We start from the raw sequence: 1,919 nt of genomic DNA, 5'->3' as shown, positions 1-1,919 counted from the left end.
TTGACCGGCTTGCCTTCCACAAACGCCTGCCGGACTTGGGTCATAACCTCTAAGATATCGCCATTAGTCACAACCAAGTTCGCGTCTTTTCCTGGCTCGATACTTCCCAGGCGACTTCCCGCCCCGAGAATCTCCGCCGCGCCGAGGGTGATGGACTTGAGCGCCTCTTCCCGGCTCAGTCCAAAGGCCGTCGCCATCGCCGCGTGCTGGGCCAGGTTACGGACTTTCTGTGAATCCCCGCCACCGGTGATAGCAAACCGCACCCCCGCCTTCGCCAACCGCGCAGGAAGTGTGAAGGAGTCATCGTAGGGGGCATCTTGCTTGCGCGGTAGAGCGAGTGTTGGGCCAAGGAGCACGGGGATGTTCTCTTTGACGAGAAGCTCCGTGCACTCATCGGCCTGGTTTCCTCCCACAATCACCAGCGGGAAGCCCTCTTTCTTCGCCCAGCGCACCGCCGACTCGATCTCTTTCTTGCTGTTGGCGTTCACAAAGACGGGCACTTTGCCTTCGAGCACGGGGAACATCGCCTCAAACTTCAGGTCACGCGGGGTCTTGGGGTTGGTGTTGCGTGCCTGGTGGTAGCGCCGCGCCTGCTCCAAGAAATCGGCGACAGGCTGGAGCGGGTCACTGACCGCAGGAGCCGCTCCGGGAGCCCCTGGACCTCGTCGGCCCGCAAACGGTGGCTGGGCAGCACCCGCTCGGTTCAGCTCGTCATCTGCATCGTCATTCTGGCTATCGTCGTGATGGTGCGCACCAAAGCGCCGTCCACCGCCACCGCCAGGAAGAGTGGTCAGAAGCCCCGCGAGCGGGTCGAGAGACATCTCTTCCCATGTCCAGCCATCCAGGTTGATGAGCGCTCCCATCCCCGAGAACGTCCCGCCCGACGGTGCCACCAGCGCACTCAGAATCCCCTCGGCCCGTGTGACTTTGATCGCCTCAGAGTCCGGGTTAATGACATGCGCGGCAAGAAGCTCGGGCTTATAGGTTCCCTGCTCGCTCAGATCCTGGGTCTCGCGGCGGGAGTCAATCTCGTTGGCCCCAAGCGTGGTATTGGCATCAATCAGCCCCGGATAGACATGCTGCCCGGAGATGTCTATTCGCGTCGCGCCCGCAGGAACACTCACCTCGCCCGCCTTGCCCACGGCGAGAATCTTGGAGCCTTGCACCACGACCACGCCACCGACAATATCTGCGCCGCTGACCGTGTGGACAGTGCCATTCACCAAGGCGGAGATGGGGCCGGTGGGCGTTGCACCCGCTGCCCCCACCGGGCGGGGGGGACGCTTAGGTAGGGCTTCGCCTGCTTTCTCTGGTTCCCCCGCTGGGCGGGGGCTAGGGGGTTGGCCGGAGCTTAGCTCCTTCACCAGCCGCGTTTTCTCGGCTTCCAGTTCCTTGCGTGCGGCGAGATCTGCTGCACGATCGAAGAGGAGGTTGCCGTCCACGAAAGTCTTCTCGGGCATCGAAAGCGGCGAGAGTGGGTCGCCTGTCCAGAGCACGATATCGGCATCTTTTCCGGGCTCCAGTGAGCCGGTTAGCTTGTCAATATGAAGCTGCTTGGCAGGGTTGATGGTCACCATTTTTAGCGCCTCGGCAGGCGACATATTGCCCCAGCGGATGGCCTTGGCCGCCTCAACATTCATCCGGCGTGCCAGCTCGTTGTCGTCGGAGTTGAAGGAAACCACCACGCCGCGCTCGGTCATGAGGGCACCGTTCCAGGGAATGGCATCAATGGCTTCGAGCTTGTAGCCCCACCAGTCCGCAAAGGTCGAGCCGCCCGCGCCGTGCTTGGCGATCTCATCGGCGACTTTATAGCCCTCTAAGACATGCTGGAACGTGGCCACTTTGAAGCCAAACTCATCGGCAAGCCGGATCAGCATCAGAATCTCACTGGCGACATAGCTGTGGCAGTGCACCAGACG

The 1,919-nt window shown here is 61.9% G+C and carries 1 protein-coding gene; it reads right to left on the bottom strand.

What is annotated here, in order from left to right:
- On the bottom strand, positions 1–1,919 hold a 1,919-nt coding region (locus RMO15_RS07045; RefSeq protein WP_309709762.1), incomplete at both ends, for an amidohydrolase family protein.

The organism is Armatimonas sp., assembly GCF_031410135.1.
Classification (GTDB): Bacteria; Armatimonadota; Armatimonadia; order Armatimonadales; family Armatimonadaceae; genus Armatimonas.
This window is presented reverse-complemented; position numbering and strand designations above follow the sequence as displayed.